The organism is Methylobacterium sp. Leaf91, from assembly GCF_001422815.1.
Lineage (GTDB): Bacteria > Pseudomonadota > Alphaproteobacteria > Rhizobiales > Beijerinckiaceae > Methylobacterium.
In genome coordinates, this window is record NZ_LMMP01000001.1 from 93024 (window position 1) to 114674 (window position 21651).

The following is a 21651-nucleotide window of genomic DNA, read 5'->3' on the forward strand; positions in this document are numbered from 1 at the left end:
GGATCGAGCTTGGCCGGGCCGGACCGGGGTTGCTCGTCGTTGCGACATCGCCGGTCTCGCCACCTCGCTCCAAAAGCGAGCCGGCAGGCGGCACATGCGCCGACGACTTGCACCGACAGTTAAAGGCGGACAGTTGACCCGCATCGGATCGGAGATGAGGCCGAATGGCACAGGCGAGAGGGAGGCCGGAGGTGTCGATCGGACTCGCGACGTCAGCGCGCATTCCGTGATCGCGCAACGGCTTAGCGCGGCCTTGGATATCCGTGAGGCTCGCGCGGGGGATGACGCAGGGCGCGCACTGGAACGCTTCCGATCCAAGGGGCTTTGCTCCCTGCAACGACGAGGGAGCACATCCGTGAAGACAGCCGACACACCGCAGCCTGGCGCCGATCTGCAGCCCATCGACACTCCGCCGGCTGCCCCCGAAAAGCCTGAGCGGCAGCCGCCCTCGATCCCGGAGGAAGACGATCCGGAGATCGAAAAGACAGAAGAGCAGCCGAGCTGACTCCGCATCCTTCATCGGTGTGTTCAACGCGCGAAGCCCCGGACCTCTCGGGTCGCCGGGGCTTCGTCACATTCGCTCAACCTGCGGTCACCGGGGCGCACAGTCGAACCGTGCGCCCGACAACCCTCCACGTTCTACGGACGGATACCGATCTCGGAGGGATGGCGCAGGCCGTGCCGGATGCCGTTCGGCAGGAAGGCCGAACTGGTCATCGCCGCCATCGGCGACATCAGATGCCAATGCGCCGCATCCCGAGGAGTGCCGCTCGATCCGCAGCGTGACGACGGCCGGCTCGCCAGCGTCCCGCCCATCGCGGCTTCCAAGGCCTGCAGGGCCTTCGCGATACGGTCGGGGATTTCCCCCTCGACCGGCGGAAAGGCCTTCGCCATGGCCCGGTCGACGCCGTCCCTGAACGGCATAGCCTCGCTGGCATGGCTGCGAAGCTGCCAGATATTGAGCGGGTTGTCGTTCATGGGGTAAAACTGTCGGCTACGGCGCCGGTTCGCTGACGGGCAGTCCATCTGCCCGCGAAACTGCTTAAGTCCCCATCTTTCACTTAGTTCACATTCTCATCCGAGAAAGCAAAAAAAGCCGCCCGAGGGGCGGCCTTTCTGCGCGACGATCCGTGTTTGAGCCGGACTTCAGACACTCATCAGAACGCTTGCCGAACTCACCAGCGTCGCTGCCAGCATGAGGGTGGCGGCGGCCGCCATGGCGTATGAGAAGATCTTCATTCAGCAGCGATTCCCGCCCGAGGTCTGACCATATTGCTGGACCGGAAAGTTCTGCTGGTTCGCATTGCCTTCGGCGGCGGAGCTCATCGGACAGGTGGCCGGGTTGCGCCCGGCATTGCCGTCGCGGAGACCGAGAGACCCCGTGGCCTCGACGTCGTAGGCATTGAACGAGCTGTAACGGGTCGGGCGTTCGAAAGCCATCGCGGACGAGATCGAAGCAGCGCCAAGAACAAACGCAGTGGCGATAGCGGCGATACGGGTCTTCATCTGTATTACAAGCTCCTTCTTGACGTCGATGCCGAACAACTCGGCTCGTTCGTCTTGTGTGATTTGAATATGGGGCAGCAATCTCATTCCTGACGTGCTGAGCCGCACTCAGCATCGTGGATTAGACCCGGCTACTCTTCTGTCGGTGATATACCAGAGGCAAAACAACTGCTTGGCCGCCGCGCGACCGGCGATCGAAGAGGACGAGCGGGTCGCGAGGCCGATGAGGCTCGACGATGTCGGCCGGCAGCGCGACATCGGCACCGTGGCCCCAGCGGACCGGACCGGGAGGAGCGAGCCGGACGGTTTCGGAGGGGAGCCGGATGTCGCGACGACGAGGATCGATCACGAGGCTGCGGAGAAAAGCTTTCACGTCCCGTCTCCATCGAACGTCGAACGGAGACTCCCTGGTACGAAATGCCTCACGCGGCCCGTCCATCTTTGGCGAGCGCCGCGCCGGAAAGCTGAGGGATGACTTGTTTTCATTTAACCAAGTCGTGCCAAGGGTAGCGGAACGCCACCGATGCTACAGGGAATGAGACCTGTGTTATTTTTCGATGCAGACCGCCGCGCGCTCATGACCGCGATAGACGAGTCCAGCGCTCGGGTCGAATTCAACCCAGACGGCATAGTATTGGATGCCAATCCGCTCTTCCTCGATGCGATGGGATATTCCCTTTCCGAGTTAAAAGGTCGACATCATTCACTCTTGGTTTCTTCCGAAGATCAGAAAAGCGACGATTACCGGTTGTTCTGGGAGGCCTTGCGCCGCGGCGAAGCACAGACGCGCGAGTTCAAGCGCATAGCCAAGCATGAGCGCGAGGTATGGATCCAGGCGACTTACTATCCCGTGTTGGACCGCGCCGGGAAGGTCAGCCGAATTGTCAAGTTTGCGACCGATGTCACCGCTCAAGTGTTGCGCAACATCGAACATGACGGGCAACTCGACGCCCTCCATCGCTCGCAGGCCGTGATCGAGTTTGCCCTCGACGGTACTATCCTGACCGCCAACGCGAACTTCCTGTCGGCGATGGGCTACACGCTCGAGGAGATCGGCGGGCGGCATCACAGCCTCTTCGTCGACCCGTCGGAGCGGGTGGGCGCCGCCTACCGCGAATTCTGGACGTCGCTCGCCCGTGGCGAGTTTCGTTCCGGCGAGTTCAAACGGATCGCCAAGGGCGACCGCGAAGTATGGATTCAGGCGACCTACAACCCGATCCGCGACCGGGACGGGGTCCCGATCAAGGTGGTGAAATTCGCCAGCGACATCACCCGGCAGAAGCTGCAGACCGCCGATGCCATGGGGCAGCTGGAGGCCGTCAATCGGTCCCAGGCAGTGATCGAGTTCGCGTCGGACGGCACGGTCCTCGACGCCAACGAGAACTTCCTGAACGCGGTCGGTTACCAGTTGGACGACATAAGGGGGCGCCCGCATGCCATGTTCGTCGAGCCCAGCTATGCGCGGACGCCGGATTACGCCGCCTTCTGGGACCGCCTGCGGGCAGGACAATTTTCCTCCGGCATGTTCCAGCGCTTCGGCAAGGGCGGCCGCTCGGTCTGGATCCAGGCGAGCTACAACCCGATCTTCGATCCCAGCGGCCGGCTGACCAAGATCGTCAAATACGCCTCGGACGTCACCGCCAACATGGAGGCGCGATCCGTCGCGGTCGAGGCGGCGGAGCGGACCCTCGACCACGTCCAGTCCGTCACCGACGCCGCCGACGCCATGAACGCGTCCGCGGAGGCCATTTCCCGCAGCATGGCCCAGTCCAAGACGGTGGTGGACGACATCCATGGGCGTGCCGGTGAAGCGGATGCCGCCACCGAGCGGCTGCGAACCGCCACCGAGGCCATGGGCGGCGTCGCCTCGGTCATCGCCGGCATCGCTCAGCAGATCAATCTGCTGGCACTCAATGCGACGATCGAGGCGGCGCGGGCCGGCAGCGCGGGGCGCGGCTTCGCGGTGGTCGCGACAGAGGTCAAGAGCCTCGCCAGTCAGGCGGCCTCCGCCACGAACCGGATCAGCAGCGAGATCGCCGGCATGCAGGCGGTCTCCACCGAAGTGGCGGCGACCCTGGCCTCCATCACGCAGGCGATCGGGACGATCAGCACGCATGTGGCCGGAGTCACCGAGGCGGTGGATGAGCAGGCACGGACGACGGGGGACATCCTGGTCAGCATGCGGCAGGCGGCCGATGGCGTGTCGAGCATCAGCACGGGCCTCGACAATTGGACCGTCGGCATGGAGGAACGCCGCGCGGAGCGCCGGAGGCGCGTCCTGCTGCCGGCCCATATTCACCTCCCCGGCGGCGAACGCATCGCATGTTCGGTCCGCGACCTGTCGGAGGGAGGCGCGCGGTTGCATGTGTCGCGACGCGCCGACGTTCCCGACCGGTTCGCCGTCACCATCGACGAGGACGGACGCCGGTTCGATTGTGAAGTCCGGCATCGCTCGGGCGCGGGCTTGAACGTTCAGTTCCGCGACGCCACGGAGACGAGCCTCGACCGCGTGGCGTGACGCCGACGCCTCAGGGCGTTCCGCGCCGGGCCGGCCCTCCCGACACGCTCCGGGGGCCCGTCCGGCGGCGGGATGGCCGACATCTGTGTCCGCAGCGCAACAGGACGGGGGCTTTCGCGCCCAGTGAGAAGCAGGGCGTCCCGGCGGGTAAGGCCGGCCGGCAAGATGTTTCCGACAGAAACACAAGGGCTTGATCCGTCAGGGGCAGGACATTTTAGAAATCATATAAACTATTGACGTGCTTGCATAATTTTGAATCCACCCGCTTGTTTCAACGCCAAGAGATCGTGCGGTCCCGCGGTGATCCCAAGGTGGTGGGAGCTGGTTTTATGCAGCTGGTATCGATGGATGCGCTGCATCGTAGCCAAGGCGCGAAGCTTCAGCGCTTCCTCCTGCGCCTGCTCGGCAATTCCGCCGACGCGGCCGACGCCCACCAGGAGACCTACCTGCGCATGCTCGCGGCGCTCTCGCGCACCAGCGTCGAGAACCCCTCCGCCTTCCTGTTCCAGGTCGCCAACAACGTCGCCCTGCGGATGCGGAACCGGCAGCGGCTGGAAGGGACGCTGTTCCATTCCGTGAGCGACGCGGAGATGTCGGACATCGTCGATGCCTATGCGCTGCCGGAACGGCAGGTGATGGCGCGCCAGGAGCTCCGTCGGCTCGCCGCCGATATCGACGCGTTGCCGCCCCGGTGCCGGGAGGTGTTCCTCCTCGTCCGCATCGACGGCCATTCCAACGGCGAAGTCGCCACACGCCTGGGCATCAGCCGCAACATGGTGGAGAAGCACCTCATCAAGGCCCTCCTGCATTGCCGCAGCCGGAGCCGCGAACGTTCGTGACACGCGACGTCAGGGATCGGCCGCCTCGTTGATCAGAGACGGTAGGGACACACGGCTCGGCGATCCGAGCCGGGATCGGGTCCGGAGAGCAGAACCGTGACCAAGGACAAAACCACAGACGCGGACGCGCGCGACGACGAGGATCCCGTCTTCGAGGCCGCGGCCGGCTGGGTCGCGCGGCTCTCCTCCCCCGATGCGACGGACGAGGACCGCGAGGCCTTCGCGGAATGGCGCGATGCCGATCCCGCCCATGCCGAGGCTCATGCCGAGATGGATGCGCTCTGGCGCAGGCTCGGCCATGTGCCCGACCCACGCAGACGCCGCACCTCGCCGACAGGACTCGCCGCCCTCGCCGTGGCGGCCATCCTGTGCGCGGCATTGATCCATCAACTCGGCCTGATCGACCGGTTCCGCTCCGACCTCTGGAGCGGCGTCGGCGAGATCGGCCATTCCGTCCTGGCCGATGGGAGCCGCATCGATCTCAACACCGACACGGCGGTGGCGCTGCGGTTCACGGACACCGAACGCGGAATCGAGCTCCTGCGCGGCGAGGCGTTCTTCGACGTCGTCCCGGATTCCCGGCGCCCCTTCGTGGTGCGCGGCAATGGCTTGAGCGTGCGGGCGATCGGCACGCGCTTCTTCGTCCGCGCGGACGGTGCGGACAGCCCCGTCGGGGTCACCGAGGGACGCGTCGATGTGGCGGACGAGCACCGGCACATGCTGGTATCGGCGGGCGAGGCGGTTCGCCGCGAGGACGGGGCGCCCTTCGGCGTCGTCGCGGCGGATCCGAACCGGAGCGTGGCCTGGCGGGAGGGTCGCCTCGTCTTCTCGGGCGAACGGCTCTCCGCCGTCCTGGGGGAACTCGACCGCTACCGCCACGGCCGCGTCGTCCTCATCGACGCCAAGGCCGGCGAGCGGCGGGTCACGGGGGCCTTCGACCCCCACAACACGGACGATGCCCTGGACGTGATCGCGGCGACGATGAACGTGCGCGTCACCCGGCTCACGCCCCTCCTGGTCCTGGTCGGGTCGCCGCTATAGGAGGCCGAAATAATTCCATTCTCGGACGTCAGGAGATCGCGGGTCCGTTGATCTCAATCGGTAAGGGACGAGAGAGCGCGAAGCGCACCGTCCTGTTCAACCGACGGATGGGGCGTGCAATGGCGGCGCGAGAGCTTGGGTTTACAGGGGAGCGGCGCGCGAGGGTGTTCCTCGCCGGCGTGTCGATGCTGGTGATGGTCCCCGCCGCCGCGCAGAGCCAGGAGGCGAAGCGCCCGCCATCGGCCAAGGACCGGAAGGCGAGCATCATCGCCCTCGCTCCCGAAGCCTCGGCCCCGCGACAGGGGGACAGCGTGTCCCTGTCGATTCCGAAAGGGCCTCTGGAAACGGCCCTGGTCACCTTCACCGAACAGGCGAAGGTCAAGCTGGTCTATGCCACCGAGCTCACGGCGAGACTGAGCACCAACGGCGTCGACGGCGCGTTCCTGCCCCTCGACGGTCTGGCCAAGATCCTCGAAGGCACCGGCCTGACCCACCGGGCGGTCGGCCCTTCCACCATCACCCTCGTCAATCCGAGCTACGTCCAGCTCGGCCCGGAGCCGGCCGGGGCGGTGACCCTCGCCGAGCTGAGCGTCGAGGCCCAGCGCCTGAACCGCGCGTCGCTCGCGGGGCTGCCCCCGTCGAGCGGAACGGTGGGCCAGCCGCCGGTTCCCTATGCCGGCGGCCAGGTGGCGACGGGAAGCCGGCTCGGCCTCCTCGGCAACCGCTCCGTGCTGAACACGCCCTTCAACGTGACGAGCTACACGGAAAAGCTGATCACGGACCAGCAGGCGCGCACGGTCGGCGACGTGGTGCAGAACGATCCCTCGGTGCGCAACGACGCGCCGCCCTATAGCGAACGCGATTCCTTCTTCATCCGCGGCTTCTCGGTCACCAACCTCGACACCGCCTTCGACGGGTTGTTCTACATCGCCAATGCGCGCCGAACCTTCACCGAAGCCCTCGAGCGCGTCGAGGTGCTGAAGGGCCCCACCGCCTTCCTCAACGGCGGCGTCGGCCGTGTCGGCGGCACCATCAACCTCATCCCCAAGCGCGCCTTCGACGAGCCGCTCACGCGGATCACGACGAGCTATTTCAGCGATTCCCAGGTCGGAACCCATCTGGATTTCGGACGCCGCTACGGTGCCGCCAAGGAATGGGGCATCCGCTTCAACGGCGCCTACCGCAACGGGGGCACACCCCTCGACAAGAACGCCATCGAGGTGGGCATCGCGGCCCTCGGGCTCGATTATCGCGGCGACCGGTTCCGCGCCTCCCTCGACCTCAACCATTCCAACCAGAACATCACGGCGCCGACATCGCTGTTCAACGCGGCCGCACCGAACATCGCGGTGCCCCGCGCCCCGAACAACCGGCGCAACACGGCGAACACGAACGAGTATATCGACACCACCTACGGCATGGCCGCCGGCCGGGTCGAATTCGACATCCTGCCGGAGACGACGATCTACGCCGCGGGCGGCATCAGCCGCTACCGCGAGGATTCGCTGAGTTCCTATTACCTGATCACCGGAGCCTCGGGGCAGGCCACCAACACGCTCGCCATCGCTCCCCTCGAATTGCAGGGCCTGACCGGCGAGATCGGGCTGCGCTCGCATTTCCACACCGGCTTCATCGGGCACCAGGTCTCGGTCTCGGCGACCGAGGCCGTGAACAAGAACTTCTCGCGCGGCTACTTCCCCCCGAGCCTCCCGAGCTTCCAGACCAACATCTACGCTCCGACCTACCTGCCGTTCGGATCGGTCGCCACGGGGGTCTATCCCCGCTCCAGCCGGCAACCCCTTTTCACGGAGCTGAGCGCACGCAGCGTGGCCGTGGCCGACACCCTCTCCCTGGGTGAAGACCGCTTCATGCTGACGCTGGGCGGGCGCTTCCAGGACATCGCGGTCAACAGCTACGTCACCCGCCCGGTGGCCAATCAGGGGGCGCTGGCATCGAGCTACGACCAGGGCCGGTTCAGCCCCGCCATCGCCCTGGTGATCCGCCCCTTCGAGAACCTGTCGTTCTACGGCAATTACATCGAGTCCCTCGACGCAGGCCCGAGCGCGCCGGTCACCGCGGTCAATGCCAACGAGATCTTCGCCCCCACCGTGAGTCGGCAGAAGGAGGTCGGCGCCAAATACGATTTCGGCACCGTCTCGGTCACCGCCTCTCTGTTCGAGATCGAGCAGCCGAGCGCCTTCACGGATCCCGGCACGAGGCGCTTCTCCGTGAGCGGGCTGCAGCGCAACCGGGGCGCCGAGTTCACCGTGTTCGGCGAGCCCGTCGCGGGGATCCGCCTGCTCGGCGGCATCGCCTTCATCGACGCGGAATTGGTGAGGACGCTCGGAGGGCAGTTCGACGGAAACGCCGCTCCCGGCGTCCCCGACATGGCGATCAATCTCTACGGCGAGTACGACCTGCCGCCGTGGCTGGCCCCGGGCCTGACCCTCACCGGGCGGGCCATCCATACCAGCCGCCAGTTCTACAATCAGGCCAACACCCAGTCGGTCCCCGACTGGACCCGCTTCGATGCCGGCCTGCGCTACGCCTTCGAGGGCGTCTCGGGCAAACCCGTGGTGCTGCGGGCCACCGTCGAGAACCTATTCGACGATTCGTACTGGGCCTCCGCCGCACGCGGCTTCCTCGCCGTCGGCGCCCCCCGAACCGTCATCGTCTCCGCCTCCGTCGATTTCTAGAGCGCTCTCCGCCGAAGTGGATACCGGTTCGGCGAGAAAGAGCGCGGCAAAACAGAGGCTTAGAGATGTGTCCCGACCCAACGTGGTCGGGCGCAGCTTTAGAGGTCATGCCCTTTGCCTGACGCGCCGTCGCGTCGGGCAATGTGTACGAAGCTTGCAAACCGTCGGGCGGTCGATCACGAATCCGAGGTGCACCGCGAGATTGATGACGGAGGCCGGCCTCACCCCGCCGACGGCGACCACCAAGACTTTCTCGGTGACGGGCAAGGTCTTCGATCCGGCCAAACCCGAGGAGTATCTGAACTCCTTCGCCATCAAGCGGGCGGGCTGAGCCATGGAGGCCTCCCTCCCGCCCCGCGCCGGATCGGTCTCCCGGTCATCCCCATCGGCTCGCACAGACGGGTGCGACATGTGGTCGAGCGCCGTCAAAAAATAACGCAAGAAATAGCAGCAACAAATATAGTTGCTTAATGTCAGGGCAATTGCGCGCCCTATCCTAGGCATGCCCGTGAGTGAGAGCGTCATCGCTCCCGCCTTCACCAGGATGAGGCGGGACATGCCGCGCTATCATTTCAACGTGTACGATGGAAAGAGCACCCTCGATCAGGAGGGTACAGAGCTCAACAGCATCGAGGAAGCCAGGTTTGCGGCGGTGTGCCTAGCCGGCAGGATCATTCTCGAAAACTTCAAGCACATTTGCTCGAGCGATGAGTGGCGCCTCGAGGTCGCGGATGAAAATGGGCTTTTGCTGATCTGGCTAGATTTTACGATGATCGAGTCGCCTATCGTTGAAACCATGAGAAGACGGCCGAATTACCAATCATGACTGTCATCTGATCGGCACAGATTCGATATCGGCCTCGACACACGAACAAAGTCCGCTTCATCCTCGCTCGCCCCGGCGTCACGGGCGGCTTCGATGAAGCGGCGCCTCCGTTCCTCACGCGTCAACGACCCCGCCCCGCTTTGCGGGCGGTTTTGGTGCGGTCTCAGGCTCGTCCAGAATCGCCCTCGTCTCTTCGACCACCGCTTTGGATTTTGCGGCGGACTGTCGGGCGTCCGCAGCCGATTGCAAGATGAAGTCGAGGAACTCGGCGTCACCGACCTGCATGGCTTGTGCTGGCGTCAGCGGGTACGCTGTCCGCCCCGGCTTGGAGGGTGTGTCGGCGGTCATGACAGTGGCTCCTGCATCGTCGAGGAATGTAGAGCCAACGCGGCGGACAGCAAAAAGCCTCCGAACCCAATCCGGCAGCCCCGCATTTGCAGTATCCGTGTCCCGCGATTCATGACGTGCCACCGCAATGAGGTCACACGGGGCCTTCCGCCTAAAAGAGTCCCTCCAGCGTCCCGAAAGCTGCGGTCTCACGGTGAAAGAACTTGGCGGAAAGGGCGGATATCGGGGCAACCCTATGAAGAGGAAGCCAGACCGTCAGGCCGTATGGGCGAATGGTACGATCGCCAAGCAAAGGTTTTGAGATATGCCCCGCCCCAACGCGGTCGGGCGCAGCGCTGGCGCGGTCCGGCGAAGTTCAGCCGCAGGCGTCCCATCTCAGCATCGCCACCTGGGCCACGCCCTCCAGTTCGGCCCGGCTCGCGCCGTCGCGGGCCAGGATCGACATGCCGCTCTGGACGGTCTGCACGAAGCGGGCAAGGGCGTGAATGTCCGTCTCGCCCGCAAGCTCGCCCGAGGACACGGCCCCGGCCAGGCACGCCTCCAGACGCTCCAGCGTCACGGCACGCGCCGACCGAACCAGATCGCCGAGGTCCGATCGCCCTTCGCCGCCGACGGACGAGAGCGTCACCATGCAGCCGAGGGGATTGTCGGCGAGCGATCCGGTCAGGGCCGCGGCCGAGTCCATGAGTAAGGACAGCACCGCCTCACGCGCCGTCCCGGCGGATCGGAACCTGCCCCAGACCAGCGCCTCGTAGGTCGTGTTGTAGTGGCGCAGGGCCTCGGTGAAGAGCGCCTCCTTCGATCCGAAAGCGGCGTAGAGGCTGGGCGATCCGATCCCCATCGCCTCGGTCAGGTCGGCGATGGACGTCGCCTCGTAGCCCTTGCGCCAGAACAGGTGGGTCGCCTGCGTGAGGGCGGCCTCGCGGTCGAAGGCACGAGGGCGTCCGCGCCCCCGGACCGACCCTGCCGCGACGCGTCCCGGTTTCTGCTCTGATTTCTGCATCGATCGATATATAAATCTCTTGACCCCGATCACCAACACGCCTAGCTATTTTTGTGTCGATCGATACATAAAGGTTGAGTGATGCAGGAACTGGCTGGAAAGCGCGCACTCGTCACGGGTGGCTCACGAGGCATCGGCGCCGCGATCGCGCTCGATCTCGCGGACAGAGGGGCGGACGTGGCGATCACCTACGAGCGGTCGGCCGACCGCGCGGCCGAGCTGGTGCGCGCCATCGAGGCGAAAGGCCGGCACGGGCTCGCCATTCAGGCCGACAGCGCCGATGCGGCGGCCGTGAAACGCTCGGTCGACGAGGCCGTGGCGGGACTGGGCGGTCTCGACATCCTCGTCAACAATGCCGGCATCGCCCGCTACGGCGCGGTCGCGGAGATCGACCTCGTCGACATCGACGCGCTCCTGAACGTCAATGTGCGGTCGGTGGTGCTGGCCTCCCAGGCTGCGATTCCGCATCTCGGACAAGGGGGGCGCATCATTTCGATCGGCTCGTGCCTCGCCGAGCGCGTCCCCTTTCCCGGCGTGACCGTGTACTCGATGACCAAGTCGGCGCTTCTCGCCTTCACCCGGGGGCTGGCCCGCGAACTCGGGCCTCGGGACATCACCGTGAACCTGGTCCAGCCGGGTGGAACCGACACCGACATGAACCCCGCCGACGGTCCCCAATCCGACGGTATCCGCGCGCTGACGCCGCTCGGCCGCTACGGTACGCCGGAGGACGTCGCCGCCGCCGTGGGCTTTCTCGCGAGCCCGGCCGCGCGGCAGATCACCGGATCGGTCGTCACCGTGGATGGCGGCGTGAACGCCTGAGCGGGGATCCGACCCCGCCGCGCGCATCCGAGACACGGCCTTGGAGCGCTCTCCGCCGAAGTGGATCCCGGTTCGGCGAAAAAGAGCGCGGCAAAACAAAGGCCTGGAGATGTGTCCCGACCCAACGTGGTCGGGCGCAACTCTAGCGGAAAGACCGAGGCCGCCGGCATCAATCCGTCGTGGATCGCGCGCCCCGTTCGGCCTCGGTCGTCCCCGGCACGATGCCCTTGGCCGAGACGTGCCGCACGAAGGCGTCGACCCAGGAATCGAAGCAGGCCATGGCGTCGCGTTCCTGAACCATGTCGTCGGCCTGATCGTCGGCATAGGGCCGCTCCAGACCGACCGAGGCATGCCGCCAGAGCTCGTCCGGCACCTCGATGCCGCTGTAGCGGCACTGCCAGACGAGGCCCTGGTAAGCCTTGCGCTCATCGCCCTGGTAAGGCTCCCGCGCCGGGTCGAACCAGTCCTTCTGCCGGAGGATGCGGGGGCGGCGATCGTCGTCGAGTTCGTTGCCGCCCTCGTTGCCGTAGCAGAAGAACCCGGCAGTGCGCCCCTCCAGGTGGTTCCGGGTCAGCTCCCGCCAGAGCGGCGATTTTTCCAGCGCCTGCGCCTTCAGGGTGCTCTTCTTGTCGATGAGGTCGGGGAGCGGGTTACCGCCGCTCATGCAGACGAGGCGGTCGAACATCGCCTTGAGGTTGGTGGAGGGACCATACCACCAGACCGGCCCTATGATCGCCCAGGCATCGGCACGGGCGAGGCGCTGGTAGAGCTTCTCGTTCCACATCAGGTCGGGCTGGTGGTCGCTGTCCGGCCCATAGCAGTTGCAGGGCCAGACGCAGAGCGCCATCGAGGAGCCGACGCAGCCATTGCAGCCCTGGATCTTGGGCTTGCCGTGCTCGTTACCGATATCGACATGGTCGACCTGCCAGCGCGCCGGCAGGCGCCCGAGCATCCGGTGCATCAGAAACCGGGCCTTGCCGTCCATGCCGGGGCATCCATCGAGCCGCCTTGCCGATCCGGCGACCACGAGGACCTGGAATGGGCGTGTCTCCAGCGGCAACGTTTCGACTTCGGCTTGCAAGTTATCCAACGTTTTCCGCTCACCGGCTGAAGTGTCCATACGGTCCCGGCACCGAGCCGCGACCCCGTCCAACGAAAACAGGAGGCGCAATGGCAGGTTCCTGATCGCCTTCAACCTATGCCTGATCTTCGACGTGCCGACGCCATGTCCTGGTGTGAAGGACGACAGAGCCTCCACCATTGTTCCGGGCGATGTGTCCAATCCGACCTATCGCGGTGACACGGGCTGATGCATGATGGATTCCGACAGAAGGCCATGGGCCGCCCCCTCGATGGGCGGCCGCCCGATGCGCCTCTCCCGCATCATGGTGACCATGCCAGACGACAGTCAGCCTACCGCCCCGACCGGCTCCCGCAACGCGCTCTCCACCGGCATATCCGGGCTCGACGACGTCCTCGCCGGCGGTCTCACCCGTGACCGGCTCTACCTCGTCGAGGGCAGGCCCGGCACCGGCAAGACGACCCTGTCGCTGCAGTTCCTCCTCGAAGGCGTCGCCCGGGGCGAGAAGGGCCTCTACGTCACGCTGTCGGAAAGTGCCGACGAGCTCCGGGCCGGTGCGGCATCCCACGGCTGGTCCCTGGATGGCATCGACGTCTACGAACTCGTCAGCGAACTCGGCCTCGACCCCGACAGCGAGCAGTCGATCCTGCACCCGTCGGATGTGGAGCTCGGCGAGACCGTGCGCGAGGTCATGGAGCGCGTCGACGCGCTGCAGCCGGCCCGGATCGTGTTCGACAGCCTGTCCGAGCTCCGGCTCCTGGCCCAGAACCCCTTGCGCTACCGGCGTCAGATCCTTGCCCTGAAGCAGTTCTTCGCGTCGCGCGGCTGCACGGTTCTGCTGCTCGACGACAACACGGCGGACGTCCAGCTCCACAGCATCGCCCATGGCGTCATCGTCGTGGAGCAGATCGAGCGCGAGTTCGGGTCGGAGCGTCGGCGCATCCGCGTCGTCAAGATGCGCGGCGTCAAGGTCCGTGGCGGCTTCCACGACCTCGTGCTCCGCACCGGCGGCCTCACCGTGTTCCCGCGCCTCGTCGCGGCCGAGCACTCGGACGAGTTCGATCCGAGCACGACCTCGACCGGTTTGGTGGAGCTCGACCTGCTTCTCGGGGGCGGCCTCGTGCCGGGCACCAACACGCTGCTGATGGGGCCGTCCGGCGCCGGCAAGACCACCACCGCCATCCGCTGCATGCTCACCGCCCTGGAGGGCGGATCGCGCGCGACCTACTTCCTGTTCGACGAAGGCAGGGCGACCCTGCTCGCCCGGTCCGCGCTCCTCGGCATGGACCTGCGTCCCCATATCGCGAGCGGCGCGCTCGACCTGATGCAGATCGACCCGGCCGAGATCTCGCCGGGCGAGTTCACCTGCCGGGTGCGCGAGGCCGTCGAGGCGCAGGGATCGTCCTTCGTGGCCATCGACAGCCTCAACGCCTACGTCCACGCCATGCCGGGCGAGCAATATCTCGTCCTGCAGATGCACGAGCTCCTGAGCTACCTAAACCAGAAGGGCGCCACGACCGTCCTCGTGCTGGGCCAGCACGGGGTCATCGGCGAGGTCCGCACCGACGTCGACCTGAGCTATCTCAGCGACGGCATCGTGCTGTTCCGGTATTTCGAGGCCCAAGGCGCAGTCCGGACCGCGATCTCCGTGGTGAAGAGCCGGGTCAACGCACACGAGCGCACCATCCGGGAATTGCGGATCTCCCCGACCGGCCTGCAGGTCGGCGAGGCCTTGAGCGACTTCCAGGGCGTGCTCACCGGGCTGCCGGCCTATGGCGGCAAGGTCGCGATGCTGGACGGCAACGCCGAGACGTCCGGACCCGCCGCGTGACGCCATCGTCGGCAATCGAGGAGCGGGTGCTGATCCTGGCGCCGCGCGGGCGCGACGCCGGGGTCGTCCAGCAACTGCTCGCCAAGTCGGGCACGCCGGCCGCCATCTGTGCGGACGCGCCGGCATTGATCGCCGGCCTGCGCGCGGGCGCGGCCGCGGCCCTCGTCACCGAGGAGGCCTTGGCCGAGGCCGATACGGCCGCCCTCGACGCCTGGGTCGAGACCCAGCCGCCCTGGTCGGACTTCCCGTTCATCATGCTGGCGACCCGACAGGTCGGACGCCGCCCCGCGCGGGCGGCCGCGATCATCGAGCGGCTCGGCAACGTCGTGCTGCTGGAACGGCCCATCAACGCCGAGACTCTGGCGAGCGCCGTCGCGTCGGCGCTTCGGGGCCGGCGCCGGCAATATCAGGCCCGCGGCCACATCCTGGAGCGGGAACAGGCGCAGGAGCGCCTCCGGCACGCCAACGAGACGCTGGAATGCCGGGTCGCCGAGCGCACCCGCGAAGTCGATGCGGCGCGCGAGACCCTCCTGTTCGCCCTCGATTCCGCCGGCATGGGCTCCTGGGACCTGGACCTCGTCCACGATACCTCCCGGCGTTCGAGACGCCACGACGCCATCTTCGGCTACGACGAGCCTCTGCCCTCCTGGGGATGGGCGGACTTCCTCCATCACGTCGTCCCGGAGGACCATTCCATCGTCGCGGCGGCCTTCGCGCAGGCGGTCGAGACCGGAAACCTCGACATGGAATGCCGGATCCGGCGCCCGGACGGCGCGATCCGATGGATCGCCGCGAGGGGCCGCGCCGAATACGGTCGCGAGGGAAATCCCGTCCGCCTCGCCGGTATCGTCATGGACCGCACCGACCAGCGGGCGACCGAGGACGCCTTGCGCCAGGCCCAGAAGATGGAGGCCATCGGGCAATTGACCGGCGGGGTGGCGCACGATTTCAACAACCTGCTCACCGTCATCGTCGGCGGCCTCGACATGGTGATCCGCAAGCCGGAGAACACCGAGCGGGTGGTGCGCCTGGCCGAGGCCGCGATGAACGCGGCGCGCCGGGGCGAGCAGCTCACCCAGCAGCTTCTGGCCTTCTCGCGGCGGCAGATGCTGCGGCCCCAGACCCTCAACCCGAACCGCCTCCTCCTCGACTTCCGGCCCCTGGCCCAGCGCGCGGCCGGCGGCGCCATCGAGATGACGTTCGATCTCGACCCGGCGCTCGATCCGATCCGCATCGACCCCGCCCAGTTCGAGGCCGCGGTGCTGAACCTCGTCGTCAACGCCCGCGACGCGATGGAGGGCAGCGACCGCGCGGCCCGCATCGACGTACGCAGCCGCAACGTCCGCCTCGACACCGCCGCCGTCGCCGATAAAGGCGTACCCCCCGGCGACTACGTCGAGGTCTCGGTCGCCGACACCGGCAGCGGCATCCCGCCCCAGACCCTGGTCCGGGTGTTCGAACCGTTCTTCACCACGAAGGAAGTGGGCAAGGGCACCGGTCTCGGGCTCTCCCAGGTCTATGGTTTCACCCGCAGCGCCGGCGGCTACGTCGCCATCGAATCCACCGTCGGGGCCGGAACCACGTTCCGACTTCTCATCCCGCGGTCCTCCGACCCGGTCGGCGAGGAAGCGGGGACGGGCTCCGGCACCGCGCTCCCGCTCAAGCGGGCGGGGGACGGCGACACCGTCCTGCTCGTCGAGGATGACGAGCAGGTCCTCGGCATGGCGGTCGAGAGCCTGGAGGAACTGCGCTACCGGGTGATCGTCGCGCGCAACGCCGCCGAAGCGCTGGAGCATCTGAGGGGGGTCGAGCGCATCGACATCCTGTTCTCGGACGTGGTGATGCCGGGCGGCATGAACGGTTCGCAGCTGGCGGTCGAGGCGCAGCGCCTGCGACCGGGCCTGAAGGTGCTCCTCACCTCCGGCTACGTCGCCAACCTCGACGAGGGACAGATCATCGGCAAGGGCGAACTCACCGTCCTGAACAAGCCGTACCGCCGCGATGAACTCGCCCGCTCCCTGCGCCTGGTCCTGACGGGCGGAACCGGCTGATCCATACGAGCCACGGGAATTCCGGCGATCCGAGAGGCGGTTCGTTGACGAGCGCGCGCGACGAACCGGCGACCGTACGGCCATCACCACGGCGCGGGGCTGCCCCCTAGAACTCCATACCCAGCTTCACCCGAAGGGCATGGCGTTCGAACTGGTTCAGACCCAATCCCCGGTTGGCGAGGGCTTTGTCGGTGTCCCGGCCCCAGACCTGACCGGCATAGGCGACGGTGATCCAGGCCTTTTCGGTGAAGCGATGATGCAGGGCGGGGCCGAGGGTCAGAGCTTCGCTTTGCAGCCCGTTCAGGAAGATGCCTTCGTAGCCGCGAAGATAGCGCAGTTCCGGTCCGAGATAGGTCTTGTCCGCGACCTCCCCGACGAGGGCATTCGACCACAGGAATGTGGAGGAGCGGTACCCCTCCCCGGAGCCGCGCTGGCGTCCGGCGGCCGGATCGTAGCTGATGTTTGTGCCATACCAGAGCTTGTTCGGCACGATCTGCCAATCGACGTGCACGACATTCTCGAAGTCGAAGATGTCGGCTCCGCGCCCCTCGATGGGCAGAACGCGGGCAAACCGCGGCCGCGATTCCAAGGCCAGGCCGAAGGGCTGCTCGGGCGTGCTTTTGACGAGCTGATACTTGAACTCCACCGAGACGCCGTCGAAATTGCCCGCGTTCCTGTCGTCGAGATCGAGGATGTTGCGAACGCGATGGTGGTCGCCGAAGAGCCCGACCTGGACGCTGAAACCGTCGACGAGATCGATCTGATAGCTGAGTTTCGTGCCGACCGCGTCATAGGATGACGGACCCGGTCCGGCCCGACGCTTGCCGATACGGGTGACGGTATCGAGCACCACCTCCTGTTCGCCCTTCTTGCCCACATCGGCCCCTTCGGTGAAGCCGAACAGATGTTCGGTGTCCACCTCCTCGGCAGAGGCTGTGTCGACGAGCGAGGGCTGCGCCAGCAAACAGGCCGCCAGCAGGCAATAGATTGAAAGTCGCATGATGATGTCTTGGCAACTCAACGCTGCATGAGCCGAATGGGCTCGGCCGTTAGACCATGCCGAGCCGGTCCATGACTGCGATTGTTCTGCCACAGGACGCGCGAAAAGCGGCATCCGGCCCCGGCGAATGCTTTTTCGATGGAATAAGACGTGGGGATTCGTCGTGCCGGCCCGGTCCTCCCCGATCGCGCGGGCACGACCGCCCGAGCAGCATGGGGTCGAGCCCGCATCGCCGATCCGTCACCCGACGCGGCCACACAGGCGCGTCACGGCTCCTTGTAGGCCGATCCGTCCTCGGCTCGGGCCGGCTCATCCACATACATGCCCTGCCTCGGCATCGCGACCGCATCGAAACGATCCGCCAGCAGATGAAGCGCCTCGCGAAGGGCGGGTCCTTCAAGCGGGCGTCCATGGCCCGTGATCGCCCGCTCCGGTTCGAGAGCCGCGAGAATCGCCACCGAACGGCCCGCCGCCTCCCAATCGGTGGTGAGATACATCGGCGGACCGTGGATCTCGGGCTCCTGGACGATGACCGCGTAGGCCGATTCCTGAGCGGTCGTCACGAAGGCGTCGCCCGCGATCAGCGTGCGGTCCGCCTCCCGCCAGAGCGCGACCTGACCCACCGAATGGCCCGGCACATGGATCCAGCGCCAGCCCGGCATGGAGGGCACCGAGCCGTCTTCCGGCAGGTCCCGGAGATGGGCGGACACGTCGACCGGCGCGAGCGGATAGAGGGGCGAGAGCCGGGCCATCAGGCCGCCGCCGACGGAGGGGTCCGGCGGCGGGTAGGCGGCGGACCCGTCGAGATACGGACGTTCGAGCGGATGGGCCCAGACCGGCACGTCCCATTCGCGAGCCAAGTCTTCCACGACCCCGACATGGTCGAAATGGCCATGGGTCAACACGATGGCCGCCGGACGGGCATTCGGGCCGAAGCGTTGCTCCGCCACTTTCCGGATCGCGGATTTCGACCCCATGATCCCGGCATCGATCAGCGTCCAGCCACGGTCGCCCGCTCCCGGCGGACCATGGAAGATCACATTCACGATGGCATGGCGCTGGTAGACGAGATCCTCCGTGATGGTGTGGGTACCGTCCGCACCCAGAGGGGTTTCGATCTGCGCAGTCGCGTCGACGGGAACCTGTTGCGCCATGGGGCACCTCGTAAAAGGGTTTGCATCGCTGCCCGGTCGATAGGCCAATCGATCCCGCGGATGCCGGTTCCCCTAGAGCTGCGCCCGACCACGTTGGGTCGGGTGCAACTCTAGGCCTTTGTTTTGCCGCGCTCTTTTTCGCCGAACCAGCATCCACTTCGGCGGTGAGCGCTCTAGGGCACCGGCAGCGCCTCCCACTCGACCACGGGATAGTCGACCGGGGCAGAAGTGCTTGGCGCATGTAGGGGGACGGCGGATAATGGGTTAAACATCTGAGGGGGGAGAACATTTGTCATGAACGAGAGCCCGGACCCGTCCGCCAACGCCACGGATCCCATCGGTCGGTTGTCCGAAGTCTCGCGGCTCGCCAGTCTTCTGGCCGACCGCGTCCTCAGCGCACAGATCGCCAGTCAACCCATTCCCAAAGCGCATATTCACGCCCTGCTCGATGCCGCCATCATCCTCGAAAAATACGAACGGGACTTGCCGCCGCTGCTGGAGCAGATGATCGGCAAGCTCGAGGACGAGGATTCGGCAAAACCGGTGGCCGACCGCGAAGACGAGGAGGCCGTGCCTGAACCCGCCGAAGGCGAGGAGGCGGACGCCAAGCGCCTGGCCTGGCTGTTCCGCCCCTTCAAGGGGACCAAGGGCTGATGCCAGGCTCGGTGATGGTGGCCCGACCGGCGACCGGTCGCCTCAGCGCCGATCCCCGATACGCGGCCTGAAAGACCGTGGAGGGAGTGGGCGTCGCCGGCTCTCAGCGGCCGCCCTGACCCCCACCGGCACTTCCATTCGGAATGGCCTGCTCCGGCCGGCTCGCATTGCCGCCCGCGGCGGAATTGGTCGTCACGGTATCGGCCCCCGTCGACCCATAGGAGATGACGCGATCACGGCTGTTGCCGGTCGTGTTCGGCTGGTTCTGGATCACCACGCCACGTTCCCCATTGGGGGACAGCAACCCCTGGGCGAAAGCGGGCATGACCGACAATGCGAGCGCTCCCGCGCTCACGACGATGCGTAGGCTATTCATCGAACGTCCTTGTTTTCCGAGAGTGACGCATCAATCCGGTTCGACGGCGAATGTTCCTGCGGTGAAGATCCGTCCGAACAGAATAACCGTAAGTCACGCTCCCCGGATGCGTGCCATTGTCCCAAGGTGAAATACGTAGAGCGCATCATCGAAGTCTATGCGGGATGAAATGTCGCAGGCATTCGAATGGCGCGACGCGATGTGCTCCCAGAGAGGTCGAATTCTCGATATTTCTTTATACTATGAGAAAAACGGATGTTAAATATCCATCGGTACTGCAAAGCATGTTGCGGCGCCGCAAACAATTGTTTCCATGATGAGCAATGGACGATGTTTCAGTTGCCTCTATAAAAACCCTGCGATCACGCATGAAGCGGAGGCAAACGCCATGGCTAAGCTGAACGGTACTCTTGGAAGTGATGTTCTGAATGGTACGGATGATGAAGATATCATCCTTGGTCTCTCAGGCGATGATGTCATCAATGGCAATGGCGGGTTCGATCGCATCGACGGCCAGGACGGCAACGACCGGATCACGGGCGGTGACGGTATCGACTACATAGCCGGCGGCCTCGGCAACGACGTGATCAGAGGAAATGCCGGTAGCGACCAGATCATAGGAGAAGACGGCAACGATATCCTCTATGGCATCTTCGGCGACGATTACATCGCCGGCAATGCGGGTGACGACTACATAAGCGGCGGCTCCGGCAATGATTTCCTCGTGGGAGAACTGGGGCGAGACACCGTTCTCGGAGGCAGCGGCAACGATTTCGTCACCGGCGGCGCTGACGTCGACCGTCTCGACGGGGGCGAGGGCGATGATCTGGTCGACGGTGACGCTGGCAACGACATTCTGTACGGTCGCGACGGCTCCGACGTCCTGTTCGGCGATGCCGGCAACGACAAGCTGTTCGGCGGCACCGGCAGGGACGAGCTCCTCGGCGGCGCCGGCCTCGATCAGCTCGAAGGCGGTGCGGGCCGTGACGTGCTCGCGGGCGGTCAGGTCAGGGATATCCTGACGGGTGGCGGCGGCGACGACACATTCGTCTTCGATACGGGACTGGGCTCGACGAATGTCGATCGGATCACCGATTTCACCCACGACCTCGATACGATCAGCCTGTCGCAGGAGATCTTCGAGGCGCTGGCCCCCGGCGAACTCACCGAGTCTGCGTTCAAGGACATCGGTACGGCGGGTTCGACCGTCGATGGGGACGACCGGGTGCTCTACGACAGCAACACCGGCGCCCTTTACTACGATTCCGATGGCAGCGGCAGCCAGGCCCAACAGCAATTCGCCACGCTGGAGAACCTCGCCACGCTCACCCACACGGATGTGCATGTCGTGTGATCGGCATACGAGCGTCCGTCCACGGCCGGCCGCTTTCGTGATGTGAGACGTGTGACGTGAGACTTGTGACATGACGCTTGGCCTCGGTGAGCCCGCCTCATCGAGGCCTGTCTGCGCGAGACGGGAGGATTTTCGAGAGGCGCGTGCCCGAATCCCGACCTTCGCATCCGGTGCGGCGACGCAAAAGCATCGGACTGGAGGAAGCTATGTCTTCTTTCATACAGCAACTTGGGCTAGAGCCTGCCGTTGACTGGTATGCCTCGTTTTTACCTCAACATTCGCGACGGCGACGATCTCATCGAAGATCAGGAGGGGAGCGTTCTCGTCGATGTCGATGCGGCTCGCCTGGAAGCGCTGGCATCCGCGCGGGACATCCTCGCCGAACTCGTCCGGGCCGGGCGGCTCGTGGACGGGCAGTGCTTCGAGATCATGGACGATTCGGGTGAACTGCGCGCCGTCGTGCCGTTCAAGGAGGCCCTGAAGCTGGATTAGCGGCTCTCCCCCGGTGTCCGGTCATCGAGATTGCTTCGGTCGCCCTAGGGGATCGGGGA

21 protein-coding genes are annotated in these 21651 nt (G+C 65.8%); 13 read left to right on the plus strand and 8 right to left on the minus strand.

Annotated elements, in window-relative coordinates; genetic code table 11:
* Window positions 1–355: 355 nt before the first annotated feature.
* Window positions 356–505: a hypothetical protein gene (locus ASF32_RS24995; RefSeq protein ID WP_156467615.1), complete on the plus strand. Its 150-nt coding sequence runs from the start codon at window positions 356–358 to the stop codon at window positions 503–505.
* 134 nt (window positions 506–639) lie between these two features.
* On the opposite strand, the gene ASF32_RS00445 is transcribed toward ASF32_RS24995, so the two are convergent.
* A complete protein-coding gene (locus ASF32_RS00445; protein ID WP_056422045.1) occupies window positions 640–978 on the minus strand; it encodes a hypothetical protein in 339 nt (112 codons plus the stop codon).
* A 261-nt stretch (window positions 979–1239) separates the two neighbouring features.
* Window positions 1240–1506, minus strand: coding sequence for a hypothetical protein (locus tag ASF32_RS00450; protein WP_056423210.1), 267 nt, complete (start codon window positions 1504–1506; stop codon window positions 1240–1242).
* Between the two features lie 577 nt (window positions 1507–2083).
* On the opposite strand from ASF32_RS00450, the gene ASF32_RS00460 reads away from it, so the two are divergent.
* From ASF32_RS00460 to ASF32_RS00480, 6 genes are all read left to right on the plus strand, one after another.
* Window positions 2084–4024 carry a PAS domain-containing protein gene (locus tag ASF32_RS00460; RefSeq protein ID WP_156467616.1) on the plus strand — a complete coding sequence of 647 codons (1941 nt, stop codon included), beginning with the start codon at window positions 2084–2086 and terminating at the stop codon, window positions 4022–4024.
* 329 nt (window positions 4025–4353) lie between these two features.
* The gene (locus ASF32_RS00465) at window positions 4354–4863 is read left to right on the plus strand and encodes a sigma-70 family RNA polymerase sigma factor (RefSeq protein ID WP_056422051.1); all 510 of its coding nucleotides are present in this window, start codon (window positions 4354–4356) and stop codon (window positions 4861–4863) included.
* Window positions 4864–4959: 96 nt separating this feature from the next.
* The gene (locus ASF32_RS00470; protein ID WP_056422052.1) at window positions 4960–5904 is read left to right on the plus strand and encodes a FecR domain-containing protein; all 945 of its coding nucleotides are present in this window, start codon (window positions 4960–4962) and stop codon (window positions 5902–5904) included.
* Between the two features lie 119 nt (window positions 5905–6023).
* A complete protein-coding gene (locus ASF32_RS00475) occupies window positions 6024–8600 on the plus strand; it encodes a TonB-dependent receptor (RefSeq protein ID WP_056422054.1) in 2577 nt (858 codons plus the stop codon).
* 205 nt (window positions 8601–8805) lie between these two features.
* Window positions 8806–8931, plus strand: a complete 126-nt coding sequence (locus ASF32_RS26775) for a hypothetical protein (RefSeq protein ID WP_280136530.1) — start codon at window positions 8806–8808, stop codon at window positions 8929–8931.
* A gap of 225 nt (window positions 8932–9156) precedes the next feature.
* Window positions 9157–9426, plus strand: a complete 270-nt coding sequence (locus tag ASF32_RS00480) for a hypothetical protein (RefSeq protein ID WP_056423214.1) — start codon at window positions 9157–9159, stop codon at window positions 9424–9426.
* Between the two features lie 114 nt (window positions 9427–9540).
* Here the strand turns inward: ASF32_RS00480 and ASF32_RS00485 are convergent, their stop codons facing one another.
* A complete protein-coding gene (locus ASF32_RS00485; protein WP_056422056.1) occupies window positions 9541–9774 on the minus strand; it encodes a hypothetical protein in 234 nt (77 codons plus the stop codon).
* A gap of 355 nt (window positions 9775–10129) precedes the next feature.
* A complete protein-coding gene (locus ASF32_RS00490; RefSeq protein ID WP_056422058.1) occupies window positions 10130–10777 on the minus strand; it encodes a TetR/AcrR family transcriptional regulator in 648 nt (215 codons plus the stop codon).
* 81 nt (window positions 10778–10858) lie between these two features.
* Here ASF32_RS00490 and ASF32_RS00495 point away from each other — a divergent pair, with 81 nt between their 5' ends.
* Entirely contained in the window at window positions 10859–11599 is a 741-nt protein-coding gene (locus tag ASF32_RS00495) for a 3-oxoacyl-ACP reductase family protein (RefSeq protein WP_056422060.1), read from the plus strand.
* 169 nt (window positions 11600–11768) lie between these two features.
* On the opposite strand, the gene ASF32_RS00500 is transcribed toward ASF32_RS00495, so the two are convergent.
* Complete coding sequence (locus ASF32_RS00500; protein ID WP_244478203.1) at window positions 11769–12680, minus strand: NAD(P)H-dependent oxidoreductase; 912 nt, start codon at window positions 12678–12680, stop codon at window positions 11769–11771.
* A 313-nt stretch (window positions 12681–12993) separates the two neighbouring features.
* On the opposite strand from ASF32_RS00500, the gene ASF32_RS00505 reads away from it, so the two are divergent.
* Together ASF32_RS00505 and ASF32_RS00510 are read left to right on the plus strand one after the other, a co-directional pair.
* Window positions 12994–14511 (plus strand): ATPase domain-containing protein, encoded by a 1518-nt coding sequence (locus ASF32_RS00505; RefSeq protein ID WP_056423217.1) that lies wholly within the window; start codon window positions 12994–12996, stop codon window positions 14509–14511.
* Window positions 14508–16562: a hybrid sensor histidine kinase/response regulator gene (locus tag ASF32_RS00510; RefSeq protein WP_056422064.1), complete on the plus strand. Its 2055-nt coding sequence runs from the start codon at window positions 14508–14510 to the stop codon at window positions 16560–16562. Before ASF32_RS00505 ends, ASF32_RS00510 begins: the two co-directional genes overlap by 4 nt.
* 106 nt (window positions 16563–16668) lie before the next feature.
* Here the strand turns inward: ASF32_RS00510 and ASF32_RS00515 are convergent, their stop codons facing one another.
* Together ASF32_RS00515 and ASF32_RS00520 are read right to left on the minus strand one after the other, a co-directional pair.
* A complete protein-coding gene (locus ASF32_RS00515; protein ID WP_082470613.1) occupies window positions 16669–17562 on the minus strand; it encodes a hypothetical protein in 894 nt (297 codons plus the stop codon).
* Window positions 17563–17828: 266 nt separating this feature from the next.
* Window positions 17829–18716, minus strand: a complete 888-nt coding sequence (locus ASF32_RS00520; protein ID WP_056422066.1) for an MBL fold metallo-hydrolase — start codon at window positions 18714–18716, stop codon at window positions 17829–17831.
* Between the two features lie 294 nt (window positions 18717–19010).
* On the opposite strand from ASF32_RS00520, the gene ASF32_RS00525 reads away from it, so the two are divergent.
* The gene (locus ASF32_RS00525; RefSeq protein WP_056422068.1) at window positions 19011–19370 is read left to right on the plus strand and encodes a hypothetical protein; all 360 of its coding nucleotides are present in this window, start codon (window positions 19011–19013) and stop codon (window positions 19368–19370) included.
* Between the two features lie 103 nt (window positions 19371–19473).
* Here the strand turns inward: ASF32_RS00525 and ASF32_RS00530 are convergent, their stop codons facing one another.
* Window positions 19474–19695, minus strand: coding sequence for a hypothetical protein (locus ASF32_RS00530; RefSeq protein WP_056423218.1), 222 nt, complete (start codon window positions 19693–19695; stop codon window positions 19474–19476).
* 364 nt (window positions 19696–20059) lie between these two features.
* Here ASF32_RS00530 and ASF32_RS00535 point away from each other — a divergent pair, with 364 nt between their 5' ends.
* Window positions 20060–21100, plus strand: a complete 1041-nt coding sequence (locus ASF32_RS00535; protein WP_244483583.1) for a calcium-binding protein — start codon at window positions 20060–20062, stop codon at window positions 21098–21100.
* A 255-nt stretch (window positions 21101–21355) separates the two neighbouring features.
* A complete protein-coding gene (locus ASF32_RS00540) occupies window positions 21356–21592 on the plus strand; it encodes a hypothetical protein (protein ID WP_056422073.1) in 237 nt (78 codons plus the stop codon).
* The last annotated feature ends 59 nt before the right edge of the window (window positions 21593–21651 follow it).

Excerpts from the sequence above, each read along its gene's own strand:
- ASF32_RS00450 (WP_056423210.1), bottom strand. The coding sequence starts at position 1,506 with ATGAAGACCCGTATCGCCGCTATCGCCACTGCGTTTGTTCTTGGCGCT.
- ASF32_RS00465 (WP_056422051.1), top strand. The coding sequence starts at position 4,354 with ATGCAGCTGGTATCGATGGATGCGCTGCATCGTAGCCAAGGCGCGAAG.
- ASF32_RS00540 (WP_056422073.1), top strand. The coding sequence starts at position 21,356 with ATGCCTCGTTTTTACCTCAACATTCGCGACGGCGACGATCTCATCGAA.
- ASF32_RS00490 (WP_056422058.1), bottom strand. The coding sequence starts at position 10,777 with ATGCAGAAATCAGAGCAGAAACCGGGACGCGTCGCGGCAGGGTCGGTC.
- ASF32_RS00495 (WP_056422060.1), top strand. The coding sequence starts at position 10,859 with ATGCAGGAACTGGCTGGAAAGCGCGCACTCGTCACGGGTGGCTCACGA.
- ASF32_RS00460 (WP_156467616.1), top strand. The coding sequence starts at position 2,084 with ATGACCGCGATAGACGAGTCCAGCGCTCGGGTCGAATTCAACCCAGAC.
- ASF32_RS00475 (WP_056422054.1), top strand. The coding sequence starts at position 6,024 with ATGGCGGCGCGAGAGCTTGGGTTTACAGGGGAGCGGCGCGCGAGGGTG.
- ASF32_RS00505 (WP_056423217.1), top strand. The coding sequence starts at position 12,994 with ATGCCAGACGACAGTCAGCCTACCGCCCCGACCGGCTCCCGCAACGCG.
- ASF32_RS00530 (WP_056423218.1), bottom strand. The coding sequence starts at position 19,695 with ATGCCCGCTTTCGCCCAGGGGTTGCTGTCCCCCAATGGGGAACGTGGC.
- ASF32_RS00485 (WP_056422056.1), bottom strand. The coding sequence starts at position 9,774 with ATGACCGCCGACACACCCTCCAAGCCGGGGCGGACAGCGTACCCGCTG.
- ASF32_RS26775 (WP_280136530.1), top strand. The coding sequence starts at position 8,806 with ATGACGGAGGCCGGCCTCACCCCGCCGACGGCGACCACCAAGACTTTC.
- ASF32_RS00515 (WP_082470613.1), bottom strand. The coding sequence starts at position 17,562 with ATGCGACTTTCAATCTATTGCCTGCTGGCGGCCTGTTTGCTGGCGCAG.
- ASF32_RS00480 (WP_056423214.1), top strand. The coding sequence starts at position 9,157 with ATGCCGCGCTATCATTTCAACGTGTACGATGGAAAGAGCACCCTCGAT.
- ASF32_RS00445 (WP_056422045.1), bottom strand. The coding sequence starts at position 978 with ATGAACGACAACCCGCTCAATATCTGGCAGCTTCGCAGCCATGCCAGC.
- ASF32_RS00535 (WP_244483583.1), top strand. The coding sequence starts at position 20,060 with ATGATGAGCAATGGACGATGTTTCAGTTGCCTCTATAAAAACCCTGCG.
- ASF32_RS00525 (WP_056422068.1), top strand. The coding sequence starts at position 19,011 with ATGAACGAGAGCCCGGACCCGTCCGCCAACGCCACGGATCCCATCGGT.
- ASF32_RS00520 (WP_056422066.1), bottom strand. The coding sequence starts at position 18,716 with ATGGCGCAACAGGTTCCCGTCGACGCGACTGCGCAGATCGAAACCCCT.